Annotated in this window: 17 protein-coding genes; 13 read left to right on the top strand and 4 right to left on the bottom strand. The window is 64.2% G+C overall.

What is annotated here, in order from left to right:
* Positions 1-8: 8 nt before the first annotated feature.
* A complete protein-coding gene (locus tag HWX32_RS03320) occupies positions 9-353 on the bottom strand; it encodes an iron-sulfur cluster assembly accessory protein (protein WP_075469288.1) in 345 nt (114 codons plus the stop codon).
* A 152-nt stretch (positions 354-505) separates the two neighbouring features.
* On the opposite strand from HWX32_RS03320, the gene HWX32_RS03315 reads away from it, so the two are divergent.
* Complete coding sequence (locus HWX32_RS03315) at positions 506-1,225, top strand: DUF3043 domain-containing protein (RefSeq protein ID WP_175934701.1); 720 nt, start codon at positions 506-508, stop codon at positions 1,223-1,225.
* 11 nt (positions 1,226-1,236) lie between these two features.
* Complete coding sequence (locus HWX32_RS03310) at positions 1,237-2,232, top strand: nicotinate-nucleotide--dimethylbenzimidazole phosphoribosyltransferase (protein WP_175934700.1); 996 nt, start codon at positions 1,237-1,239, stop codon at positions 2,230-2,232.
* A 9-nt stretch (positions 2,233-2,241) separates the two neighbouring features.
* On the opposite strand, the gene HWX32_RS03305 is transcribed toward HWX32_RS03310, so the two are convergent.
* Positions 2,242-3,348, bottom strand: coding sequence for a branched-chain amino acid aminotransferase (locus HWX32_RS03305; RefSeq protein WP_175934699.1), 1,107 nt, complete (start codon positions 3,346-3,348; stop codon positions 2,242-2,244).
* A 95-nt stretch (positions 3,349-3,443) separates the two neighbouring features.
* On the opposite strand from HWX32_RS03305, the gene HWX32_RS03300 reads away from it, so the two are divergent.
* Positions 3,444-4,916, top strand: coding sequence for a leucyl aminopeptidase (locus HWX32_RS03300; protein WP_175934698.1), 1,473 nt, complete (start codon positions 3,444-3,446; stop codon positions 4,914-4,916).
* A 9-nt stretch (positions 4,917-4,925) separates the two neighbouring features.
* On the opposite strand, the gene HWX32_RS03295 is transcribed toward HWX32_RS03300, so the two are convergent.
* Positions 4,926-5,327 carry an oxidoreductase gene (locus tag HWX32_RS03295; protein WP_175935017.1) on the bottom strand — a complete coding sequence of 134 codons (402 nt, stop codon included), beginning with the start codon at positions 5,325-5,327 and terminating at the stop codon, positions 4,926-4,928.
* 125 nt (positions 5,328-5,452) lie between these two features.
* Between HWX32_RS03295 and sucB the strand changes: the two genes are divergently transcribed.
* The 9 genes from sucB to HWX32_RS03250 all read left to right on the top strand — a co-directional run bounded on the left by sucB (position 5,453) and on the right by HWX32_RS03250 (position 18,267).
* Positions 5,453-7,675: a 2-oxoglutarate dehydrogenase, E2 component, dihydrolipoamide succinyltransferase gene (gene sucB, locus HWX32_RS03290; protein WP_175934697.1), complete on the top strand. Its 2,223-nt coding sequence runs from the start codon at positions 5,453-5,455 to the stop codon at positions 7,673-7,675.
* Between the two features lie 229 nt (positions 7,676-7,904).
* Positions 7,905-9,665: a dihydroxyacetone kinase family protein gene (locus HWX32_RS03285; protein WP_175934696.1), complete on the top strand. Its 1,761-nt coding sequence runs from the start codon at positions 7,905-7,907 to the stop codon at positions 9,663-9,665.
* A gap of 62 nt (positions 9,666-9,727) precedes the next feature.
* Positions 9,728-12,592, top strand: a complete 2,865-nt coding sequence (gene gcvP / locus HWX32_RS03280; RefSeq protein ID WP_175934695.1) for an aminomethyl-transferring glycine dehydrogenase — start codon at positions 9,728-9,730, stop codon at positions 12,590-12,592.
* Positions 12,593-12,606: 14 nt separating this feature from the next.
* The gene (gene gcvT, locus HWX32_RS03275; protein ID WP_175934694.1) at positions 12,607-13,701 is read left to right on the top strand and encodes a glycine cleavage system aminomethyltransferase GcvT; all 1,095 of its coding nucleotides are present in this window, start codon (positions 12,607-12,609) and stop codon (positions 13,699-13,701) included.
* A 2-nt stretch (positions 13,702-13,703) separates the two neighbouring features.
* Positions 13,704-14,090: a glycine cleavage system protein GcvH gene (gene gcvH / locus HWX32_RS03270; protein WP_175934693.1), complete on the top strand. Its 387-nt coding sequence runs from the start codon at positions 13,704-13,706 to the stop codon at positions 14,088-14,090.
* Positions 14,091-14,142: 52 nt separating this feature from the next.
* A complete protein-coding gene (gene lipB, locus HWX32_RS03265) occupies positions 14,143-14,928 on the top strand; it encodes a lipoyl(octanoyl) transferase LipB (protein ID WP_075468786.1) in 786 nt (261 codons plus the stop codon).
* A 5-nt stretch (positions 14,929-14,933) separates the two neighbouring features.
* The gene (gene lipA, locus HWX32_RS03260; RefSeq protein ID WP_075468787.1) at positions 14,934-15,977 is read left to right on the top strand and encodes a lipoyl synthase; all 1,044 of its coding nucleotides are present in this window, start codon (positions 14,934-14,936) and stop codon (positions 15,975-15,977) included.
* A 96-nt stretch (positions 15,978-16,073) separates the two neighbouring features.
* Positions 16,074-16,871: a DUF4191 domain-containing protein gene (locus tag HWX32_RS03255; protein WP_175934692.1), complete on the top strand. Its 798-nt coding sequence runs from the start codon at positions 16,074-16,076 to the stop codon at positions 16,869-16,871.
* Positions 16,872-16,953: 82 nt separating this feature from the next.
* Positions 16,954-18,267, top strand: a complete 1,314-nt coding sequence (locus HWX32_RS03250) for a threonine/serine exporter ThrE family protein (RefSeq protein WP_175934691.1) — start codon at positions 16,954-16,956, stop codon at positions 18,265-18,267.
* Position 18,268: 1 nt separating this feature from the next.
* Here HWX32_RS03250 and HWX32_RS03245 read toward each other — a convergent pair whose 3' ends face one another.
* Positions 18,269-18,739, bottom strand: coding sequence for an RDD family protein (locus tag HWX32_RS03245; RefSeq protein WP_075468790.1), 471 nt, complete (start codon positions 18,737-18,739; stop codon positions 18,269-18,271).
* Positions 18,740-18,835: 96 nt separating this feature from the next.
* Between HWX32_RS03245 and glnA the strand changes: the two genes are divergently transcribed.
* Complete coding sequence (gene glnA / locus HWX32_RS03240) at positions 18,836-20,272, top strand: type I glutamate--ammonia ligase (RefSeq protein ID WP_175934690.1); 1,437 nt, start codon at positions 18,836-18,838, stop codon at positions 20,270-20,272.
* The last annotated feature ends 26 nt before the right edge of the window (positions 20,273-20,298 follow it).

The following is a 20,298-nucleotide window of genomic DNA, read 5'->3' as shown; positions in this document are numbered from 1 at the left end:
GGAACCAGTTAGTTAAACGAATCGCCGCAGGCGCACGCCGAGCCGGCGTTCGGGTTATCGATGGTGAAACCCTGCTGCTCGATCGTGTCGGCGAAGTCGATGGTCGCACCCATCAGGTACGGCACGCTCATCTTGTCCACCACGAGGCGCACGCCGCCGACCTCGTCCGCCTTGTCGCCGTCCAAGTCACGGTCGTCGAAGTAGAGCTGGTAGCGCAGGCCAGCGCAGCCACCCGGCTGCACGGCAATGCGCAAGGAGAGATCGTTGCGGCCCTCCTGGTCCAGCAGCGCCTTAGCCTTTGCAGCCGCGGCGTCCGTCAGCGTCACACCGGTGGTGGATGCAGGTGCAGTCATGAAAGATTCTCCTTCGCACGTGTATTGATGTGGAGTGCTGCCCCATCGTACGCCCCGCCACTATACGGGGTAAGGGGCACACTCAATTCCACGGGTGCAACCAACCTAGCCCGGTGCGTATTCCACGCCTCCGGCCTTGTAGCCTAGTGGGCGTGAAACTTCCCTGGCAGAAACCCGAGCAAGCAGCTGAGGCGGCCGGCGGCTCGACCAAGGTCGAACTGCCCGACACAGGTGCCGCCAGCGGCGAAACCCAGACCCCCGAGGAGCCGAAGTACCCGAAGGGCTACACCCCGCCGAAGGGCCGGCCAACTCCGAAGCGCCACGACCAAGAGGTCAAACGCGGCGTGGTGCGCGACCCGAACGCATTGAGCCCGGCACAACAACAACAGCGCCGCAAAGAGCTCAAGAAATCCATGTCCAAAGAGGAATGGAAGGCCTATAAGAAGAAGGAGCGCGAGGAAAACCGCGCGCGCAACCGCGAGATGCAGACGTATATCGACGCGGGCGACGAGCGCTACCTCATGGAACGCGACCGCGGCCCAGTGCGCCGCTACGTGCGCGATTGGGTGGACTCGCAGCGCTTCTTCAATAACTACGTCATGCCAGTCGCGCTTGTGATGCTGCTGGCCATGTTGATCGGCACCTGGCTGCCCCGCGTAGCCGCGTTCCTCAGCATCGCTTCGATGGTGTTCATCCTGACTATCGTCATCGAGGGCTTCATCATCGGTAGCCGCGCCAACCGGGCGGTTCGCGCGAAGTTCCCTGAGGCCGACACCGGTTTCGGCCTGGGCATGTATGCGTTCTCGCGCTCCACTCAGCCGCGTAACTGGCGCTCGCCGAAGCCGCAGGTGTCCATCGGCGCGAAGGTCTAGGCTCGATTCTCGTGGCCCCAGCAGAGTTTCCTCCAGTTCAAGCGCCCGCCGAGTCGCATGCGCGCCGCATCGCCGATGAGCTCGAGCGCACCCCGGGCGGCCGTTCGCTTGGTCGCCTCGGCGCCGTGGGAGGGTGGATTGCGGCTGCGCAGCACAGCGAGATCCCTGCGCCGTTCGCCCGCGCACGCGCGGTGGTTGTCGCGGGTGAGCACGGCATCGCGCGACATGGGGTGTCCGCGTGGAAGCCTGAGGCAACCCGCGCGCAGGCGGAGCAGATCGCCGCGGGCGCTGGTCCGGTGCACGCCGCGGCACGGTTGGCGAATGCAAGCGTGCGGCTTGTCGACGAGTTCTTGGACCACCCCACCGGCTGCATCGACACCGAGCCCGCGATGACGCCCGAGGAGTTCGAGGAAGCTCTCGCTCTCGGCGTGCAGATCGCGGACAGCGAGGTTGACGCCGGTGCCGACATCCTCATCCCCGGCGACGTGGGCGTGGGAAACACCACCGTTGCCGCCGCCATCCACGGCACTTTCACGTTCACCGAACCCGTAGAAGCCATCGGTCGCGGCTCCGGTATCAACGACGAGGTGTGGAAGACGAAAGTGGCCGTAATCCGCGATGCGATGTTCCGCGTTCGCGGCCGCAGCGCCGACACCGCCGGCGTACTGACAGACATCTCGGGGCCGGACTTCGCCTGCTTGGTGGGGCTTATCGCCCAGGCTGCGGTACGCAAGACGCCGTTGCTTATCGACGGCGCCTACGTGGCCCAGGCAGCCTACGTGGCAGAGCGCTTGGCACCTGGCGCGAAGCGCTGGTGCATGGCTGGGCAGCTCTCACCGGAGCCTTCGCACGTCGGCGCGTTGCAGGCGCTCGGCCTGACCCCCGTCCTGGCGCTAGATATGACAACGGGCCAGGCAGCTGGGGCGCTCGCCGCGCTTCCTCAGCTGAACCTGGCCGCGGAGTTGGTGGGTGACGTGCTCAGCGGAGCCGTCGATAAGCAGCCCTAGCCCAACTACCTAGCCCTCGATGAGGGTGACGTTCCAGCCGTGGGTGTCCTCCACCTCGCCCGTCTGGATGCCGCGCAGGCGCTCGCGCATGGCCATAGTGACCTCGCCCGCCTCATTGCCGTTGACGGTGAACTCGCCGTCCTTGCTCTTCACCGTGCCCACGGGGGTGATCACGGCCGCGGTTCCGCACGCCATGGTCTCAGAGATGGTGCCGTCCTCGGCGCTGCGCTGCCACTCCTCGACGGTGATCTTGCGCTCCTCGGTGGCGTAGCCGAGATCCTCTGCCACCTGCAGAAGCGACTTGCGGGTGATGCCGGGCAGCAACGAGCCGGACAACTCCGGCGTGATCACCTTCGCGTTGTCGCCGGATCCCTCGACGAACATGAGGTTCATGCCGCCCATCTCTTCGACGTACTTGCGCTCGCACGCGTCCAGCCACACCACCTGGTCGCAGCCCTTCTGTTGCGCATCAGCCTGCGCGAGCAGGGACGCGGCGTAGTTGCCTGCAAATTTCGCGTCGCCGGTGCCGCCGGGGGCCGCGCGGACGTATTCGTGGGAGATCCACACGCTCACCGGCTTCACGCCGCCGGTGAAGTAGGCGCCAGCCGGGGAGGCGATGACGAAGAAGGTGTAGCTCGAAGACGGCTTCACCCCGAGGGTTTTCTCGGTGCCGATCATGAACGGGCGCAGGTAAAGGCTCGCCTCGCCCCCTGCCTCCGGCACCCACGCCTGGTCCACCTCGACGAGCTGGCGCACGGCTTCCAGGAAGATCTCGTCCGGCAGTTCGGGCATGGCCATGCGGCGCGCAGAGTTACGCATGCGCTCGGCGTTTTGTTCGGGGCGGAATGCAGTGATGGAGCCGTCTGCGTGGCGGTATGCCTTCAGCCCCTCGAAGATGGCCTGACCGTAGTGGAACACGTTGGATGCCGGGTCAAGCGAGACAGGCTCGTACGCGCGCACCTGCGCGTTGTGCCAGCCGGCATCTTCGGTCCACTCGATGGTCACCATATGGTCGGTGAACTCCTGGCCAAACGCCGGGTTCTCGAGCACCTTGGCGCGATCTTCCTCGCTGGCGGGGTTTTCGGACGGGGTGATTGTGAATTCGAGCTCAGACATGTGTGCCACGATACTCGCCGCGACGATGGCAGTGTCCTGCACTGGGTACGCTCGGAGTCTCGAACGTGTACCGATTACGAAAGGTGGTTTCACCCATGTCTGCTCCGGATGCTTTGCCGGTCTCCCTCCCCGCCCGCGGCAGCACTGTCGCTGTGCGCTTCGCCGCCCAAGGCCCCGATGGTTGTGTGCGGCTTATCCCGGTCGCCAAAGGCGAGGAGGGCCTGGAGATTCCGGTGACCAAGCTCGGGGCCGAGGGGGTCTTCGAGGCACTCACCGCAGTCGGCGCGAAGGGGGCTGCGGGTGAGGCCACGCGGGTGCTTGTCGACGGCTCCGTGTACCTCGCATTCGGCCTCGGCGACGCCGCCGAGATCGGCGATGAAGCGGTCCGCCGGGGCGCAGGCGTAGCCGCGAGGGCGCTAGCCGACGGTGAGACAGCCGCTGTATCCGGCGAGTTCGGTGTCGGCCCGACCGTGGAGGGCCTGCTGCTCGGCGGTTACTCCTACACCGGTTTGAAGTCCACCCCCGGGGACACGCTTATTGCCCCTCAGGTCACGGTTGTCGCGGACGAGGCCCAGCGCGGGGAGTTCGACCGCGCCGTGATCCTCGCGCAATCCGTGAACCTCGCCCGCGACTTGGTCAATACCCCGTCAAACCTGCTTTACCCGGAGACGTACGCCGAGATCATGGGTGAAGCCGCCTCGGTTGCCGGCGTGCAGATCGAGGTGCTGGACGAAAGCGCGCTGGAGGCCCAGGGCTTCGGCGGCATCCTGGCTGTCGGCCGTGGCTCCTCCCGCCCGCCGCGTCTGGTCCACCTCACTTGGGCGCCTGAGGGCGCAGCCACGCGGGTGGGCTTGGTGGGTAAAGGCATCACCTTCGACACCGGCGGAATCTCTCTCAAGCCGGCGGCGAAGATGGAGGACATGATCTCCGACATGGGAGGTTCGGCGGCCCAGCTCGCAGCCATCGTCGCCGCGGCGCGGCTGGGGCTCAACCTGCGCATCGACGCCTGGCTCCCGCTCGCCGAAAACATGCCATCGGGCACCGCCACCCGCCCCGGTGATGTGATCACCCACTACGGCGGCGTGACCAGCGAGGTACTCAACACCGACGCAGAGGGGCGCCTTGTGCTGGCGGACGCTATCGCCCGCGCCTGCGACGACAACCTGGACTACCTCATCGAGACCGCGACCCTCACCGGTGCACAGCTGGTTGCTCTGGGCACGAAGACGGCGGGTGTGATGGGCTCCGACGAGCTGCGCGATATGGTCGCCCAGGCTGGGCGCGACGTCGGTGAACCTGCATGGGCAATGCCACTGCTTGAAGAGCAGGAAGAGGAGCTAAAGTCCCCGGTCGCCGACATCCGCAACACCCACAACGCACGCACCGGCGGTATGTTGTTCGCGGGGCTTTACCTGTCGCGCTTTGTCACCGAGGGCACGCAGTGGGCGCACATCGACGTCGCAGGTCCCGCGTGGAACGGCGGTAGTGGAACCGGCTACACCCCGAAGCGGGCAACCGGTGTGCCCGTGCGCACCATCGTGGAAACGCTCACCCGCATCGCTCAGTAGTTCTGCCAGCTAGCTGCCGGAGTAAGGGTTTTCGCCGCGCTCGAATTTGGCGCGGCGTTCCTTTTGCTCCTCGCGCTTGCGCAGGATGCGTTCTTGCTCGATCTTTTTGCGCATGCGGTCCGGGTACCCGGTCTCCTCGACGTCGTAAAGCGAAATGCCCAATGACTTCGATACCTCGTCGATGCCCTTGGGCCCACCGATGCGGCGGCGTGTGTAGTTGCCTACTTCGTCCACGAGGACGACTGACATCTCGTTGACCATGGTTTCTGGCTCCACGAACCCCTCCACGAACTTCCGCCCCTGCACCCAATCGCGCAGATACTGCGCGTCGTCAGGCCGGATCGTCTCGCCTGGTGCGCGCGGAGGCGTGAAATGGCTGGACTTTTTGCGGTTGCCGAAGAGGTTGAACACGTCCCACATCATACGGGGCACCATGTTGAAAATTAGGTGCCCCTCGGGCAACGCGTGGGGATGAATGCAGGTACGCTCATTAGCTGTATAGCTTCCAACTGTTCGATGAGGAGACTTAAGGAAACATGGCGCACTCAGTTGAGATGCCCGAGCTGGGCGAATCGGTCACCGAAGGCACGATCACCACGTGGCTGAAGGAGGTCGGCGACACCGTCGAGGTCGACGAGCCGCTGCTCGAGGTCTCCACCGACAAGGTTGACACCGAGATCCCCTCCCCCGTCGCTGGCGTGATCCTGGAGATCAAGGCTGAAGAGGACGACACCGTTGAGATCGGCGACGTGATCGCCATCATCGGTGACGAGGGCGAGGAAGCTGACTCCGACGACGCTGATGACGCGGAGGAAGCGGATGCCGAGGATGACGCAGCCGACGAGGCTGAGGAGAAGGAAGAGGCTGAGGAGAAGCCGAAGAAGGCTTCCGGTAAGAAGGCTTCCGGCTCCGCAACCGACGTCGAGATGCCCGAGCTGGGCGAGTCCGTCACCGAAGGCACCATCACCACCTGGCTCAAGGAGGTCGGTGACGAGGTAGAGGTCGACGAGCCGCTGCTCGAGGTCTCCACCGACAAGGTTGACACCGAGATCCCGTCCCCGGTTGCCGGCACCCTGGTTGAGATTCTCGCCGAGGAGGACGACACCGTCGAGGTCGGTGATGTCATCGCACGCGTGGGCGACGCTGACGCGGCAGGTGCGGACGAGGACGACGAGGACGACGAAGAGGACCGCGGCGAGGAGAACGTCGCCGACGCCGACGAAGAGGTCGATGAGGACAACTCCGCCGACAGCGAAGGCGCCAACCCGGAGGACGCCCCGAAGAAGTCCGAGAAGAAGGACTCCGCGAAGAACAAGAAGGGCTCCGGCGAGGGCACCAAGGTTGAGATGCCGGAGCTCGGTGAATCCGTCACCGAGGGCACCATCACCACCTGGCTGAAGTCCGTCGGCGACATGGTTGAGGTCGACGAGCCGCTGCTCGAGGTCTCCACCGACAAGGTTGACACCGAGATCCCGTCCCCGGTTGAGGGCACCATCCTGGAGATCCTGGCTGAGGAAGACGACACCGTCGAGGTTGGCGATGTCATCGTGATCATTGGCGACGCCGAGGCTGCTGCTGAGGCCGACGATGCGGATGACGAGGCAGAAGAGGTCGAGGAGGCCGAAGAGCCGAAGGCCGAGGAGAAGAAGGAGGAGCCGAAGAAGGAGGAGCCGAAGAAGGCTGAGAAGGCCGACGACAAGGCCGATAAGGGCTCCGCTGCAAACGAGCGCGAGGAGAAGAAGGCCGCGAAGGACGGCAAGGCCGAGGGCACGAACGCTTCCGCGAAGCTGGACAAGAACGACGGCAACGTCCCGTACGTCACCCCGCTGGTGCGCAAGCTCGCCGACAAGCACGGCGTTGACCTGAACTCCATCGAGGGCACCGGTGTCGGCGGCCGCATCCGCAAGCAGGACGTGCTCGCGGCCGCGGAGGGTGGCTCCGCGAAGGGCGAGGCAGCCGACTCCTCCGCTGCTGCACCGGAGCAGAAGGGTCCGCGCTCCAACTGGTCCACGAAGTCTGTGGACCCGGCGAAGCAGGAGCTTATCGGCACCACGCAGAAGGTCAACCGCATTCGCGAGATTACGGCTGCGAAGATGGTCGAGTCCCTGCAGACTTCTGCTCAGCTCACCCACGTTCAGGAGGTCGATGTCACCCGCGTTGCGGAGCTGCGCAAGAAGGTCAAGCCGGCCTTCGTCGAGAAGCACGGCGCAAACATCACGTACCTGGCGTTCTTCATCAAGGCCACGGCGGAAGCGCTTGTGTCCCACCCGAACGTCAACGCGTCTTACAACGCCACCGACAAGACCATCACGTACCACGAGGACGTGAACATCGGTATCGCTGTGGACACCCCGCAGGGCCTCTTGGTGCCGGTGATCAAGAAGGCGCAGGACATGAACCTCGCCGACATCGCTCAGGCGATCGCCGACTTGGCGGACCGCGCGCGCAACAAGAAGCTGCGCCCAGACGACCTGTCTGGTGCTACCTTCACGGTGACCAACATCGGTTCCGAGGGCGCGCTGCTGGATACCCCGGTGCTCACCCCGCCGCAGGCCGGCATCCTGGGCACCGCTGCGATTGAGAAGCGCCCAGTGATTGTTACCGAGGACGGTATCGACTCCATCGCGATCCGCCAGATGTGCTACCTGCCGTTCACCTACGATCACCAGCTGATCGACGGCGCGGACGCAGGTCGCTTCGTCACCACCATCAAGGACCGCATCGAGCAGGGCGACTTCGAGGACGATCTCGCCCTCTAGTCCCCGCTCGAGAGTGAGCCCGTTGGGTTCCTAGCAACCCGCCGGTAAGCCCGGCGCCAACTCCGGTTGGTGCCGGGCTTTGGCGTTCTTATTGCGCGTCCGAGGTCAAGCACGCTGGCTGAGTATGCAGCTGCATACTCTCGAAGCGGCACTTTGCTTCGCCTCATACTTACTGTGACGCCGATCCGCGATATCCACCTAAGTGGCCTGAATCTCTACACTGGACGTCATGGCACAGGATCAGGACTCAAAGAACATCCAGCAGGACACCGGCGACAAGCCGAAGAAGCACAGCTTCAAATCGTTTCGTAACGACACCAGCGACTTCATGGAAGAGGCCCTCGGCGGTCTCGTGGCCGCGCACCCGTACGCCGAGTGGCACGACGAGGGGTTTATCGCCCTGGCGGACCGCGGGGACGGCGAGAACGTGGCGGTGATCTCCGGAGGCGGGTCTGGCCACGAACCAATGCACGCGGGATTCGTCGGCGCGGGCATGCTCGACGCAGCCTGCCCCGGACTCCTTTTCACTTCCCCTAACGCGGTGCAGATCACGGCGGCGACCGAATGGGCGGACCGTGGTAAAGGCGTCGTGCACGTGGTGAAGAACTACACGGGTGACGTGATGAACTTCACCGTCGCCGATAACAGCACCGACGTCGAGGTGAAGCAGGTGCTGGTTGCCGACGATGTGGCGACCGAGATCGGCGACGACGACTCCCCCGGTCGCCGTGGCACCGGCGCCACAATCATCGTGGAAAAGATTGCGGGTGCTGCGGCTGCGCGAGGCGATGACTTGGAGAAGGTCGCGGAGCTCGCTCAGCGCGCGGCGGACCAGTCCCGCTCTATGGCTGTGGCGCTTCAGCCGGGGCACCTGCCCACCAGCGACCGGCAGACGTTCGACCTGGATGAGTTCCAGATTGAGGTCGGCGTGGGCATCCACGGTGAGCCCGGAGTGGAACGGCGCGACCAGACAGATGAGACCCCGACCGCGAGCAGGTTAGTCACTGAGTTGCTCGACGGTATTAAAGACTCTCTTGAGCACCAGGTGAAAGGCACCGAGCACGAAAGCACCGATGTTGCGCTGCTGGTCAACGGTCTTGGTGGCACCAGCGAGCTGGAGATCGACCTCGTCTTCGGAGAGGCGGTCAAGCAGCTCGGCGAGCGTGGGGCGACGGTCCGTCGCGGCCTGCGCGGCTCGCTTGTCACCTCGCTCAACATGGCGGGTATCTCGCTTACGGTCACAGTGCTTGACGACGAGCTCATCGAGCTGCTCGACGCCGATACCGCCGCGCCAGCTTGGCCAGCCGTGGTCAGCGACCCAACGTTCGAGAACGCGGTGATGATCGATGATGTTGAGCAGTCCGATGAGGGCGGCGAGAACGAGTGGCTGAGCGCATTCGTCGACAGGCTGCAGAAGGGCTTTGACGACCTGACGGAGCTGGACCGCGAAGCGGGCGACGGCGACTTCGGCCAGAACTTGGAGGCGGCGTTCGGGAAAGTGCAGACGCCGGTGAAGGGTTCGGATGCGGAGGTGCTGGAGTTCTTCGCCCACCGCATGCTCGTGCGCGCGGGCGGCACGTCCGGCGCTGTTCTCGGCACCTTCTTCCGCGTGATGGGTGAGGTCTTCGCGGAAGCGGGCGTGGATTCGCGCGACGCCGATGCGGCTGAATTCGCAGAGACGTTGGCGAAGGGCCTGAAAGACGGTGTGGATGCTATCACTGAGCTCGGCGGGGCGAAGGAGGGCGACAACACGGTGGTGGATGCGCTCGCGCCCGCGGCGAAGGCGGCGGCGAGCGCGGATGGATCCGACATCGCCGCGGTATTGGAGCAGATTCTGGAGCCTGCCGTCGAAGGTGCGAAATCCACCCGCGGCATGCAGGCGAAGAAGGGGCGTGCTTCCTACATCGGTGAATCCGCGAACGAGGTCCCAGACCCCGGCGCCATTTCCATAACCTGGCTCTTCGGCGATACAGCAGTGGAGGATTTTTAGCGTCGGCGCGCCATTTATACTTACGGCTGGATCGATTCGCAGTGAGCGACAAGGAGCTTTCGTTGGACTATATTTCTCGCCACATCGGCCCCGATGCCTCCGAGCAGAAGGTCATGCTGCAGCGGCTGGGATATGACTCGCTTGAGTCGCTCATCTCCGCCGCAGTGCCGCAGGGCATCCTGCTGGGCCGCGCGCTGGACTTGCCCGAGGGGCTCACGGAGTACGAAGCGCAGGATCGTCTCCGCGAACTCGCCGGCAAGAATACGGTGCTCAAGGCGTTCTACGGTCAGGGCTTTTCCTCCACCCTCACCCCGCCGGTGATCCGCCGCGGTGTGGTGGAGGACGCTGGTTGGTACACCGCCTACACCCCCTACCAGGCGGAAATATCGCAGGGCCGTCTTGAGGCGCTGCTGAACTTCCAGACGATGGTGCAGGACCTCACGGGGCTGGATATCGCGAATGCGTCGCTTCTCGACGAAGCGTCGGCCGCCGCCGAGGCCGTCGGCCTGATGTCCCGCGTGGTGAAGAAGGGCCGCCGGGTTCTGCTGGATTCGCGCCTGCACCCGCAGGTGATCAACGTCGCTGCGGAACGTGCCCGGGTGTTCGACCTCGAAGTGGAGGTCACGGATCTGAGCCACGGCGTGGTGGCAGAAGACATCGTCGGAGCCGTGATCGCGTACCCCGGCACAGAGGGTGATGTGGCGGATCCGCGCCCGATCATCGACGCGGTGCACGAACGTGGTGGCCTGGCGTGTGTGGACGCGGACATCCTCGCGCTTACATTGCTTGAATCCCCTGGTGAGTTCGGGGCGGACATCGCCATTGGCACCACGCAGCGCCTCGGCGTTCCGCTGTTCTTCGGCGGCCCGCACGCGGCGTACATGGCTGTACGCCAGAAGCTGCAGCGCCAAATGCCGGGGCGTTTGGTCGGCGTGTCCAAGGACGCGGAAGGCTACCCGGCGTACCGTCTCGCGCTGCAGACACGCGAGCAGCACATCCGCCGTGAGAAGGCGACATCCAACATCTGCACCGCCCAAGCGCTACTGGCGGTCACCGCGTCTATGTACGCCGTGTACCACGGTCCGAAGGGCCTGACCGAGATCGCCGAGACCATCCACGGGCGTGCGGCGTCGTTCGCTGCAGGGGTCGAGGCCGCAGGAGGCAAGGTTCGCCACGCAGAGTTCTTCGACACGGTTGTGGTTGAGGTGGAAGGTGCGCAGGAAGTCGTCGATAAGCTTGCTGCTGCTGGTTACCTCGTGCGACCTCTCGAGGGAGCTGTGGCCGTGAGCTTCGGCGAGGACTGCTCCGACGAGGATCTCGCAGTACTGCTCGATGCGTTCGGTGCGAAGCCGGGCGAGGCTGGTCGCCGGATCCCGGAGGAGCTGAAGCGCTCGACCGAGTTCCTCACGCACGAGACGTTCAACCGTTTCCATTCCGAGACACAAATGATGCGCTACATCCGCGAGCTGGGTGATAAGGATCTCGCACTGGACCGCACGATGATTCCGTTGGGTTCGTGCACCATGAAGCTCAACCCGACGGCCGGGCTGGAATCCATCACGTGGCCGGGGTTCGCGAATGTGCACCCCTACACGCCGCAGGAGTACACCGCGGGATGGCAGGAGCTTATCGACGAATCGCGGACCTGGCTGACGGAAATCACCGGCTACGCCGACGTGTCCGTCCAGCCGAACTCCGGCGCGACGGGCGAGCTCGCGGGCCTGTTGGCAATTCGCCGCTACCACGTGGCGAACGGCGACACCGAGCGCGACATCTGCATCATTCCGGCGTCCGCGCACGGCACGAACGCCGCAAGCGCCACACTTGCAAACCTGCGCGTAGTGGTGGTGAAGACCGCTGAAGACGGCTCCATCGATATGAGCGACCTGGACGCAAAGCTTGAGCAGCATGCGGACCACGTCGCGGCGATCATGATCACCTACCCGTCCACGCACGGGGTGTATGAGGACACGGTGCGCGAAGTCTGCGACAAAGTGCACGCGGTCGGCGGGCAGGTCTACATCGACGGCGCGAACATGAACGCCCTGACCGGCATCGCGCGCCCCGGCGACTTCGGCGGCGACGTGAGCCACCTCAACCTGCACAAGACCTTCACCATCCCGCACGGCGGTGGCGGCCCGGGCATTGGCCCGATCGGCGTGCAGGAGCACCTCATCCCGTTCCTGCCGGCAGATCCGAACGTCTCGCAAGAAGAGGCCGCGGACGCCAAGGGCGCGCCGATTGCGTCGGCGCTCTACGGCTCCGCGGGCGTGCTGCCGATCACCTGGGCGTACATCGCGATGTCTGGAGCCGAAGGATTGAAGTCTGCGACCGAACATGCGGTGCTGGGCGCGAACTACATCTCGCATGAGCTCAACGATTCGTTCCCGGTGCTCTACACCGGTGAGAACGGCCTGGTGGGCCACGAGTGCATTTTGGATTTGCGTGAGCTTACCGACGCTTCCGGGGTTACCGCGGCCGATGTGGCCAAGCGCCTCATCGACTACGGTTTCCACGCCCCTACCCTTGCGTTCCCGGTGGCGGGCACCCTGATGGTGGAGCCCACCGAGTCCGAGGACCTGGGCGAGCTGGACCGCTTCATCGAAGCGATGCGTTCGATTCGCGCGGAGATCCAGGAGATCATCGACGGTCGCGTGGAGTACGAGAAGTCCGTCGTCCACAACTCCCCCTACACCGCCCACAGCGTGGTGCGCGACGAGTGGCCGTACGAATTCACCCGCGAACAGGCCGCATACCCAGTGGAGGGCCTGGTGCGACGCAAGTACTTCCCGCCGGTACGTCGCATCGACGAAGCTTTCGGTGACCGCAACCTGCAGTGCGCCTGTCCGCCGCCGGAGGCGTTCGACATCACGCCTGAAGCTGTCGAGGAAGTCGACGCCGTGATCACCGAAGAGAATTCGAAGTAAAGGAGACTGTGCATATGCAGACCCCATTGCACGCCACCCACGAGGCACTCGGCGCCACCTTCACCGATTTCGGTGGCTGGGACATGCCACTGAAGTACGGCAATGAGCTCGATGAGCACCGGGCGGTGCGTTCCGGCGTAGGCATTTTCGATCTCTCCCACATGGGCGAGATCAACGTTCAGGGCCCCGATGCCGGAGCGTTTTTGGATTACGCCTTAATTTCCAACCTGAGCGCGCTCAAGGACGGCAAGGCGAAGTACTCCATGATCGTGGCCGAGGATGGCGGGATTTTGGACGACTTGATCACCTACAAGTTCGGCGAGAACCACTTCATGGTCGTACCCAACGCTGCCAATACCCCGGCGGTGTGGGAGGCGTTCCAGGCCCGCAAGGGCGACTTCGACGTGGAGCTGCGCAACGATTCCGAGGCGATCGCGCTGGTTGCCGTTCAGGGCCCTGGCGCGCTCACAGCCCTTAAGCCTCTGCTTGCCGACGACCCCGACGCACTCTCTTACTACTCCGGTACGTGGTCCTCACTCCGTTCGGACAACGGGGGCAGCAGTGAACCGGTCGAGGTGTTCGTCGCCCGCACCGGCTACACCGGCGAGGACGGCTTCGAACTGTTCTGCATGAACGAGGACGCGCAGGCTGTGTGGGACGCCGTGATCGGCTCCGGCACCCCCTGCGGTCTGGCCGCGCGCGATTCGCTGCGGCTGGAGGCTTCAATGCCGCTCTACGGCCACGAGCTGACCACTGATATCACCCCAGTGGAAGCCGGGATGGGCCGTGCGTTTGCCAAGAAAGAAGCGGACTTTGTGGGCAAGGAGGCGCTGGCGGGCCGCGAGCCTTCCGTGGTCATCGCTGGCCTGTCCTCAGACCAGCGCCGCGCCGCCCGCGAGGGCGCAGAGGTCTTCCTCGCAGGCTCCGATGACAAGATTGGCGTGGTCACCTCCGGCCAGCCGTCGCCGACGCTCGGCCACCCGGTCGCGCTGGCGCATGTGGACCCCGCACACGCGGAAGTGGGCACCGAAGTGGAAATTGACATCCGCGGGCGCCGTTACCCGTTTACCATTGTGCAGACACCGTTTTACTCCCGAAAGGACGCATAACCATGGCTTTGAAGCAGGACTTCTACTACTCCGAGGACCACGAGTGGATCGACTCCACCCCGGATGCCGCTGCTGGTTCCAAGGTGAAGGTGGGTATTACCCACGTAGCTGCTGACCGCCTGGGCGAGGTCGTCTTCGCTGAGCTGCCCGCTGTGGGCGACACGGTAACCGCGGGTGAGACCTGTGGTGAGGTCGAGTCCACCAAGAGCGTGTCCGACCTGTACTCCCCCGTCACCGGCACCGTGACCGCGGTGAACGAGGAGATTGAGTCCGCACCGGAGACCATCAACTCCGACCCGTACGGTACTGGCTGGCTGTTTGAGGTTGAGGTGTCCGAGGTCGGACCGTTGCTCACGGCCGACGAGTACGCGTCCGCCAACGGCGTCTAACCCCCTCTAACCCCTCAACCTGGCGGAGTGAGGGCGGACTAGGGTTGGGCGTATGACTGCGCCCCGTGATCCCTTCTTCCCCGCCGACAAGTCCATCCGAGCCTCAACCGCGCCCATCGACGTGCGCGAGTTGGGGCTCGTGGACTATCAACAGGCCTGGGACTTGCAGGCAGACATCGCTGCGAAGCGGGCGAAAGATGAGGTGGGCGACACCATCTTGGTGCTCGAGCACCCCTCGACGTTCACCGCCGGGAAGCGCACCCAGCCCGAAGACATGCCGGACCCCGAATACCCCGTCCCGGTGGTGCCGGTGGACCGTGGCGGGCGCATCACCTGGCATGGGGAGGGCCAACTCGTGGTCTACCCCATCATCAAACTCGCCGAGCCGGTGGACGTGGTTGATTACGTGCGCCGCATTGAGGAAGCGCTCATCCAGGCGGTGCGCGACGCTGGCGTGGAAAGCGCCGGGCGCATCGACGGCCGCTCGGGCGTCTGGGTGCCGGAAACCACGCCGGCGGCTGACCCGGCCGCGCCCACCCGGGATCGCAAGGTCGCGGCACTTGGCATCCGCATCACGCGCGGCGTGACCATGCACGGGTTGAGCCTGAACTGCAACAACACGCTTGACCACTACGGTCACATCGTGGCGTGCGGTATCGACGATGCGGATGTGACCACCATGAGCTTGGAGCTGGGTAAAGAGGTCACGCCAGATGAGATGGCAGGTGACGTCGTCAAGCAATTGCACCGCGCTCTCGCTGGCGAGCTGGTGGTAGCAGACCACTCCTTCAAGGCAATGCCCGACCCGACTAAAGGTTTGACACGTCGGTTACGGTAGGAGGCGTGACTGTAGCACCAGAAGGCCGCAAACTGCTCCGAGTGGAGGCGCGTAACGCGCAAACCCCGATCGAGACGAAGCCGCGGTGGATCCGCAACTCCGTCAAAACCGGTCCCGAGTACGAGGACATGAAGCAAAAGGTCAAAGGCGCGGGCCTGCACACCGTGTGCCAGGAGGCTGGCTGCCCAAACATCCACGAATGCTGGGAGTCGCGTGAGGCGACCTTCCTCATCGGCGGCTCGCGCTGCTCGCGCCGCTGCGACTTTTGCGATATCGCCTCGGGCCGCCCCGACCCGCTCGACCGCGACGAGCCGCGCCGAGTGGCTGAAGAGGTAAAGAACCTCAACCTGAACTACTCCACCATCACGGGCGTGACCCGCGATGACCTGGAGGACGAAGGTGCATGGCTCTACGCCGAGGTCGTGCGCAAGATCCACGAGCTCAACCCGCACACCGGCGTGGAGAACCTCACCCCGGATTTCTCCGGCAACCCGGAACTGCTCCAGACGGTCTTCGAGGCGCAGCCGGAGGTCTTCGCGCACAACGTGGAGACGGTCCCGCGCATTTTCAAGCGCATCCGCCCGGCGTTCCGCTACGACCGTTCGCTGGATGTCATTCGCCAGGCGCGCGATTTCGGGCTGATCACCAAGTCGAACCTCATTCTCGGCATGGGCGAGACGCGCGAGGAAGTACTCGAGGCACTCAACGACCTCGTGGATGCTGGCACCGACATCATCACCATTACCCAGTACCTGCGCCCCGGCCCCACCTACCACCCGATCGATCGCTGGGTGAAGCCGGAGGAGTTCATCGAGTACCGCGACGCCGCGTACGAGATGGGCTTCGGCGCCGTGATGTCCGGCCCGCTGGTGCGTTCGTCCTACCGTGCGGGCAAGCTGTACGTCGAGGCGATGCAGGCCCGCGGCCGCGAGCTGCCGGAGAACCTAAAACACCTGGCTGAGACCTCGCAGGGCGCCACCGATCAGGAGGCTTCGACCCTGCTGCAGAAGTACGGTGCATCCGCCGACCACCCGGTGACCACCCGGTAGCTTTCCTTTGCACCCGGGGGCGCGCCCGCTGTTTCGGCAGGGCGCGCGCCCGGGTGAGCTTTGGTGCCTTTCCCCGGGTGCATTACGGTATGTGGCATGGCACAGGACAAGGCAGCGGACAAGGCCGCCCAAAAGGCGGCGAAACAGGAAAAACGCGCGGCGAAGCGTGCGCAGGGCAAGCAGACGCGCGGGCAAATCAAGCAGGCGTTTAACATCCAGCGCAAGCGCGACAAGCAGCTCATCCCCATCATGCTCGCGTGCTTTTTGGGCATGGGCCTTCTGTTCTTCCTCATCGGCCGGCTGTGGGGCGGCCAATGGTGGATGCTGGTGCTCGGTCTCATCGCCGGTGCGGTGCTGGCTATGTTCACCTTCTCCCGCCGTCTGGAGAAGTCGATGTACGACGAGGTGGGCGACACCCCTGGCGCCGCGGGTTGGACCCTGGAGAACATGAAGAACACCATGGGCATCGTGTGGCTGACCACCCCTGGTGTGCAAGCGAACACGCACATGGACACGGTGCACCGGGTGGTGGGCAACCCCGGTGTTGTCCTGGTGGGCGAGGGTAATCCGAACCGGCTGAAGACGCTCATGGCCAAGGAGCACAAGCGCGTTGACCGCCTGCTGGCTGGCGTGCCGATTTTTGAGGTGTACGCCGGCGAGGGCGAGGGCCAGGTGCGTACCCGCGATTTGCAGAAGCACCTGCTGAAGCTGCCGAAGAATTACCAGAAGAACGAGGTGTACTCCCTCAACGCGAAGCTGGAGGCGATGGATTCCCGCTCGAAGCACGGCAACATGCCGGGTCTGCCGGGTGGTCCGATGCCGAAGCAGGCGCAGAACATGTCGGGCATGAACCGCAAGATGCGCCGCATGCAGCAGCGCCAAGGGGGCAAGTAGCTTTACGACGGCTGCCGCGACCAAACCGCACCGCAACACCGCTTGCGCTGCGGTTTTTTCGTGCCCTGTTTACACTACCGGCGTGGCAGATTCTTTCTCCCCCTCCCGTTCACACGGTCATGCGGAAATGGCTGCAGAGGCGAACACGTGCCTTCGCTTCGGCATGATGCTGCTCACCGCAGGCGCGTCGGGTTACCGGGTAATCCGGTGCGTGAAGCGGTGTGCGCGTTCCTTGGGCTTCGACAACGCGGATGTGCTGGTGGGGTTCAACACCATCAGCGCGACGTTTCACAAGGGCGAGGAGTTTCGCACTGTGGTCGCGGACGTACCGGTTCCGGGTGTGAACGCGTCGCGTATCGAGGCGCTGGAATCTACGGCGCATTCGCTGCTGCAGGATTACCGCACCGCGGATGAGGTCAACGCGGTGCTTGAAGAGATTGAGGGTATCCCTACCCCGCGTTGGCCGCTGTGGCTCGCGTGCATTGCTGCGGGGCTGGCGTGCGCAGGCTTCGCGGTGCTGAATCGCTTTGGGCTGGCTACAGCTGCGCTGGTGTTTCTCTGCTCCGCCGCCGGGCAGTGGGTGCGGGTGAAACTGCACCACACGCACTTAAACTTGCTCGGGGTAACGGCGGTGGCGGCCTGGGTGGCCTCGTCGCTGTATTTGATCCTCGCGTACGTGCTTCCCACCCCAGGCGACATCTCCCCCGGTTTCATCGCCTCGGTGCTCTTCCTCATCCCGGGTTTCCCACTGTTTTCGTCGTTTGTGGATCTCTCGCGCTTCGATTTCACCGCCGGCATCCCCCGGCTCTTCTTCGCGCTGGAGGTGATCACGGTGATCATGCTGGTGGTGTCGGTGGTGGCGATGCTCTCGGGCACGCCCGAAGCACCGGCGCGGGCCCAGGTGTACGACGCGGAGTTCTTTATCTCTGGAGCGGTATCAAGCTTTGTCGCGGTCGGGTGCTTCGCGCTGCTGTTCAACTCCTCGCGCCGGATGGCGCTTATGGCGGCTGCCCTTGGGATGGTGGCAAACCTCGTGCGTCTCGCGCTGCTGGCGCTGGACGTGCGTCCTTATCTCGCCGCGTTCCTCGCGGCACTGCTCATTGGAGTCATCGGGGCTTTGGCCGGCCGGATACAAAACGTGCCTCGCGTGACCATCACCATTCCAGCGTCGGTGGTGATGATCCCCGGCACCACCATCTACGCGGGCGTGCACAACTTCGCGGTCGGCGACATCCAGGATGCGATCACCCGGTTCACAGAGGTCACCTTGGTTGTGCTGTTCATCGCCGCGGGCCTGACGGTGGCGCGCATGATGACGGACAAAACATGGACGTTTTCGCGCTACATCGATTTCGGCAAGGAACTCGACGGTTCGGTGCGCCCCATCAACCAGTAATTTAACCGCGGATCACCGTGGTGTTGGTCGCGCGGTCGTGCAGGCCGCGCCCGTCTTGGTCCACCATCGCGGCGGGAAGAATGAACCCGGTCAGGATAGTGCGCACGGCTGCACGCCAAAAGCCAACAGGTACCTCAGCGTCGACACGCGCGACGCCCATGCCCAGCATGGCCATCCCGGGCGTGCGTGCGAGCAACCAGCCGGACAGAATGCCGAGGATGAGCCACAGCAGGTAGGTCAGCGTGGGCCAGTCGCCCAGCTGGTCGGTGTTCATGGTGATCAGTACGGCGGCAATCTGGCAGATGATCCAGTCGATGAGTACAGCCCCCATGCGCCGGGCCACAGAGGCTTGCGAGCCCGGGCCTTCTGCGGGCATGCCGAACTGCTCGCCCGGGTACTCGGGGATGTACTCCTCCCCCGTAAATTGGTTGGGCAGTTCGGGACCGTTTTGCCATCGTGAAGAATCCGCCATGCTCAAGCAGCTTAGTGGGCGGGGTGGCGGGATACGCAACGGCGCTTTTCTATAAACTTGGATGCGTTCAATCGCCCGCAATTCAAGGAGCACACCATGTCTTTCGACAACATCCAAGACGTCCAGAAGTTCATTGCTGACGAGGGCGTGGAGTTTGTCGACGTTCGCTTCACCGACCTGCCCGGTATCGAGCACCATTTCTCCATCCCCGCCTCCGAGTTCAACGAGGATGTGTGGGAGCAGGGGCTTGCTTTCGACGGTTCCTCCATCCGCGGATTCACCACGATCGAGGAGTCCGACATGACGCTCATGCCGGATCTTGCCACGGCTCGCCTCGACCCGTTCCGTTCCACGAAGACGCTAAACATCAAGTTTTTCGTCAACGACCCGTTTACCCACGAGCCGTTCTCGCGTGACCCGCGCAACATTGCAAAGAAGGCTGAGGAGTACCTGGCATCCACTGGCATCGCGGACACCTGCTTCTTCGGCGCGGAAGCCGAGTTCTACCTGTTCGATTCGGTGCGCTACGAGGTGGAGGGCGACCACGCATTTTACGAGATCGATGCAGCAGAGGGTTGGTGGAATCGCGGCGCCGAGACGGACGTCGACGGTGGCCCGAACTTGGGCTACAAGAACCGCGTGAAGGGCGGCTACTTCCCGGTGCCTCCGCACGACAAGACGGTCGAGGTGCGTGATGCGATGGTGCGCAACCTCGCCAACGCCGGCTTTGAGGTGGAGCGTTTCCACCGCGAGGTGGGCAACGGTGGCCAGCAGGAAATCAACTACCGCTTCAACTCCCTGCTCCACGCCGCGGACGACATGCAGGATTTCAAGTACATCGTGAAGAACACGGCCTACGAGTACGGCAAGACGGCAACGTTCATGCCGAAGCCGATCGCGGGCGACAACGGCTCCGGTATGCACGCGCACATGTCCCTGTGGAAGGACGGTGAGCCGCTGTTCTACGACGAGTCCGGCTATGGCGGCCTGTCTGACATCGCCCGCTGGTTCATCGGCGGTGTGCTGGAGCACGCTGGTGCGGTGCTCGCGTTCACTAACCCGACGCTGAACTCCTACCACCGCCTGGTGCCGGGCTTCGAGGCGCCGATTAACCTCGTATACTCGCAGCGCAACCGTTCCGCGGCGGTGCGCATTCCGATTACGGGCTCGAACCCGAAGGCGAAGCGCATCGAGTTCCGCGCCCCGGACCCGTCGGGCAACCCGTACCTCGGTTTCGCGGCGATGATGATGGCTGGTATCGACGGTGTGAAGAACCGCATCGAGCCCCACGCCCCGGTGGACAAGGACCTCTACGAGCTTCCGCCGGAAGAGGCCAAGGACATTCCGCAGGCACCGACCACGCTTGAGGCTGCGCTGGCTGCGCTGCGCGAGGACCACGACTTCCTCACCGAGGGCGACGTGTTCACCGACGATCTCATCGAGGCTTACGTGCGTCTGAAGATCACCAACGAGGTCACTCCGGCGCGCCTGCGGCCGACACCGCTCGAGTTCGAGCTGTACTACGACTGCTAGGTCGCGCTCACTTTTGGCGCCACTAC

The organism is Corynebacterium sp. Marseille-P4321 (assembly GCF_903645305.1).
In the GTDB taxonomy this organism is placed as follows: domain Bacteria; phylum Actinomycetota; class Actinomycetes; order Mycobacteriales; family Mycobacteriaceae; genus Corynebacterium.
This window is presented reverse-complemented; position numbering and strand designations above follow the sequence as displayed.